The organism is Muribacter muris (genome assembly GCF_004569585.1).
Taxonomy (GTDB): Bacteria; Pseudomonadota; Gammaproteobacteria; order Enterobacterales; family Pasteurellaceae; genus Muribacter; species Muribacter muris.
Genome location: NZ_SPPA01000049.1, coordinates 1 through 4575, shown reverse-complemented (window position 1 = coordinate 4575; position 4575 = coordinate 1). Strand labels below are relative to the sequence as shown.

Sequence of the window (4575 nt, the reverse complement as noted above, 5' to 3'; positions counted from 1 at the left end):
CTCCCGCTTCACCCGGTATTAGATGGAACATTGGCGTGGAAGTTGATTTCCAATTCTTCCCTGAATTACCTCTCCTTACTGGATACCGATGCCCTGAAAGAAATCATTAAAACCTATGATTTACCAAGCTGGCACAGTCGGCGTAACGCCAAAATGTCTCAAAAACGTTTAGACGGCATTGAGCGGATTCAAACCGAACCGATTGACCGTTTATTCAAAGGGGTAACCGTCAGAGGGCTACAATCCACCCTGTATGTCAAACAGAGTGCATTTCAGTCCGAAGGGGATTTGTTTTTATTTTGTACGGTGCTGTCGCATTTTTTCTCGCTGTATGCGAGTTTAAATTCCTTCCACAAGTTAAAAGTCGTCAATATTGAAAATCAGGAGACTTACGAATGGCCTATTCAAATCGGACAACATTCTCTAATGTAGCTCCGACATTTTCAGATATTACCCGATATAGCTTTTATCAGCTATTAGAAACACTTTATAAGCTGAGTGGTGTGAATGCGGAACAGGCATTAACCTTGCGCCCCGGCGAAGAACCGGTTCGCTTGAGTGCGACTGCCGGACTCAACTTCCCGATTCGGGATTTAGTGCAGTTGTTGCAAACAGAGGAAGGCAAATATCAACTGGAAGTGAGCTTTCTCGGGCTACACGGCACGCAGTCGCCATTACCCACCTACTACCTTGAAAATTTGGCGAAAGAATATACCCACCAAGAGAATCGATTGGTGGATTTCTTAGATGTGTTTAACCATCGACTGATTTTATTGCTCCACCAAATCTGGCGTAAATACCGCTACTACATAGCCTTTCAACCGGAAGGGGTGGATCAATTTTCTGCCCGAATGTTTGCGTTGGTCGGATTAGGACACCATTCTACCCGACAACAATTATCCATTAACCCAACCAAAATGTTGGCGTATGCCGGTATGTTAGCCAGTCCCGCCCGCTCACCGGATGTCTTGTGCAGTTTGATTTCTCACTGCTTTGATTTAAGTGCCGTCTCCATTAAAAGCTGGCGCTTCCGCTATGCGCCGATCAGCGAAAGCGAACAAAACCGCTTAGGGCAGACATTAAAAGAAGCCGGTAAACCACCGGTAGGGCGCAGTTGCCTTGGGGTCAATTTTTCGTTAGGTGCCCGTAACCCGGATAGGGGAGGGAAATTTTTACTTGAGATTAGCCAACTGACCTACCACGAGTTTTTAGACTTTCTCCCGAACGGGAAGCAGTATATCCCGCTGATTACCTTTGTGTCGTTTATTTTAAAAGACCAATTTGCCTGGGATTTACGCCTTGGGCTTCGTCAGGAGCAAATCAAAGGAATGCGGTTAGGGGACAGCGAGCATAATAACCGGCTGGGTTGGAGCAGTTTTATCGGGGTGCCGGACAGCGAACCGAGCATCACGTTATTAATCCGTGAGTAGCGATATAGACAAGCGGTGAGATGCTATCAGAAATAGGTAAAATCAGCAAAGAGGTGTTGCAATGTATTATCAAATTAACGAAGGAAAATTTAAGCTGCCGGAATCTTGGCAGGATCAAAGTGTCAATGCGTTTACTTTACCTAATAGCCAGGTGAATTTTGTGATTAATCGAATGCCTCTTGTGGAGGGCGTTAATCACGAGGATTTTTATCATCAAATTATGCATCAATTTGAATCCTTAACCAATTATCACCTAATAGAGCATCGGCAATTTGAATTACAGAATCAACCGGTACATTTGCTTGAGTATGATTGGAAAAGTCCTGAAAGTCATATTTATCAACTGGCGGTCTTATGGATAGTCGGTAAACAGCTCTTGACCTTCACCTTTACCTCGACAATACCATTGACAGAGAGCCAAAAAGATTATTTACTAAACATTGTTTATTCTTTTGAACCAACGACCGAGTAAAAATTATGTCTGCAACTAATGCCCCTCCTGCTGCACGGGTAGGAGATGAGATAAAGCATAAAAGTCAAGTTGCCGGGTTATTGGGCGCTTTAGCAGGGGCTGCCTTGTCTGGCGTGCCTTTTATGTTAGGACCGGCGGGTATCTTTGTCGGTATGTTACTGATGGCTGACGATATTGGTAGTCCGATGGTGGGGCAAAAGTCGCTTTCAACCAAAGTGCAAGAGGGCGTTGAAGACGCAGTACAAGGTTTTATTGAGAGTTGTTTTGGTGAAGAAAAATATGGCCCGATTGTTATTGGTGCGAATACTGTCTTTATTAACGATAAACAAGCAGGGGTAGCCGTAAAACCCTTCGCTGTGGCTTGTACCCGCCACGCCCCCCTAAACCAACGCATTGCCGAAGGCAGTGAGACGGTCTTTATTGAAAATTTCCCGGCGGCTCGAAAAGGGGATAAAACAGAGTGTGGCGGGGTAATTTTAGAAGGTTCGGATAATGTGATTATCGGATCGGGAAAAATAGCCTATCTTGAGATAAAAAGTGAATTTCATCCATTAATTGATGTTGTCGCTACTATTGTTCCCCCTTCAAAAGCAGGTGTAAAAAGCGTTCTTTCTGGCTTGGGAAAATTGATTAAATCACCGGCAGCCTCGGCGAAAATAGGGGCTTTGGTGTTAGGTAATGCGATTAAAAAAGGTGCAGGGGCAACCAAGCAGGCTGTCGGCAAAGCTAAATATTGTATCTCAAGTAATGCCAACTGTGCCAAAATCGCGTTTAGGGAGAATAAAGGTAAAGGCATTCAGCGCTATAAAGAAACCGCCAAAAAAGCGATTTTTGGTGATCCGATTGATGTAATGACCGGGCATTTGGTCGAACAACGTACGGATTTTAGCCTCGGTCAAACATTGCCACTGACGTTCACTCGCACTTGGGCAAGGGATTGGCCACAGACAATACCGGCAGGATTACTCGGTCAATATTGGGCGGATAGTTTTTCGCAAACTGCGTGGGTGAATGAGGCGGCGGAATATATCCAAGTCTTCACGGAAGACGGTGCCGTATTACAATTTGGTTTGCCTCAGGGTATGTCTCAAACCTCTAACCCGTATCACCCCGATTATGTGTTGATACGCACCGGCTCCGCTACCTTTTTGGTTAAACACAGAATAACCGGCTTTTGTCGTCATTTTGAGGCGGTTGAAAATGGCACTACTGATGCGGTGAATAGCGAGTTTGACTACCCTAAACTACCTATCGGGCGTTATCGGTTGAGCCATTTTTCAGACGATTATCACAATCAAGCCCGCTTTATCTATCAAGAAAGTAACCCGACAAAGCCCGTTCGGGTTGAGCATTCCGAGGGGATTCAATTAACCCTACGTTATCACCCAAGTGGCTATTTGCACCAAATTGTTCGCACGGATAATCAATCCACCTGTTTAGCGACTTATCAGCAGGATAGCCAAGGGCATTTAATAGAATCCGATGCCGTACAGGATTTTCATCTCTATTATACCTACGATGAACATAGCCAACTGATTGAATGGTCGGATAGGGATAAAACCCGGGTAAATTACCGATATAATGCACAAGGACAATGTGTATATAGTGTCGGGGCAAACGGCTTTTATGAAGTGTGGTTAGATTATTTTGACGGTTATACGCAAGCCCGCAATTTAAAAGGTACAACAACCTTTTATTACGATACAGCCTTACTTACTTTAACCCAAGTGGTGAGTCCGACAGGTAAAATTACTCGCTACGCCTATGACCTCTACGGCAATTTATTAACACAAACCTTACCAAAAGGTGAACAACTTCACTTCACCTATTTGGAAGATACGGGGTTAGTAAAAACCTTTACCGATAGCTTAGGGGCAATGTGGCAGTATGAATATGAGATAGATGATGAGCATCAGGATGCCTACACCCTTATCAAAATCACCGACCCACTCAACCGCACTTGGACGAAAACTACCCGTTTTGCAGAAAACGGCGCGCAACAGACCGCCTGCTTTACTGCTCCGGACGGTTCAACCACCGAATTTACCCGCAACCAATACGGCTTACTCACCGCTATTCAAACCACAGAGAAGCAACATCAACGACAAGAGCAGTTTCAGTACGACCTGCGTCATCGTTTAATTGCGCAACAAGATGCCGAGCAACGGCGATTGACGCTCAATTATAACGATCAAGACGAACTGACGGCATTCACCGCCCCGAAAGGCAACAGCTGGCGTTATGCCTATACCCGATACGGCAAATTACAACACATTCAGCAACCCAATCAAGGCGGGGTGAATTACCGCTACGACCGGCACGGCAATCTGTTAAGCTATACCGATGCCAATCAGATTGAATGGACGTTCCGATACGGTGCTTTCGACCTGCTCGTTGAAAAACGGGACGGTGAAGGGCACGTTTGGCAGTATGAATACGATAAAGACAGCCTAAAACTCACCGCCGTAATTAACCCGAAAGGGGAACGTTATCAGTATCGCTATAATGCGGACGACCAAATCGACACGGAAACGGATTTCTCCGGCGTACAGTGGCATTACGGTTATGATGACAACGGCAATTTGGCGACCCTCACCAACAGCTTGGGGGAAACCAATCATTACGCCTATAACGCCAATCAGCAGCTTACCCAAATCAGTACGGAAGCGGGAG

General features: G+C 45.4%; 4 protein-coding genes. All 4 read left to right on the top strand.

The features are described 5' to 3' along the window. Positions 1-432, top strand: a 432-nt coding sequence (locus E4T80_RS12345; RefSeq protein WP_194188943.1) for a type VI secretion system baseplate subunit TssF, incomplete at its 5' end; no start/stop codon positions are given. Next, positions 396-1430, top strand: a complete 1035-nt coding sequence (tssG, locus tag E4T80_RS12340; protein WP_135058689.1) for a type VI secretion system baseplate subunit TssG — start codon at positions 396-398, stop codon at positions 1428-1430. The genes E4T80_RS12345 and tssG, both read left to right, overlap by 37 nt. 61 nt (positions 1431-1491) lie before the next feature. Beyond that, on the top strand, positions 1492-1902 hold the full coding sequence (locus E4T80_RS12335) for a DcrB-related protein (protein WP_047977970.1): 411 nt from the start codon (positions 1492-1494) through the stop codon (positions 1900-1902). Positions 1903-1907: 5 nt separating this feature from the next. Continuing rightward, a partial coding sequence (locus E4T80_RS12330) for a PAAR domain-containing protein (protein ID WP_194188942.1) occupies positions 1908-4575 on the top strand: 2668 nt, incomplete at its 3' end.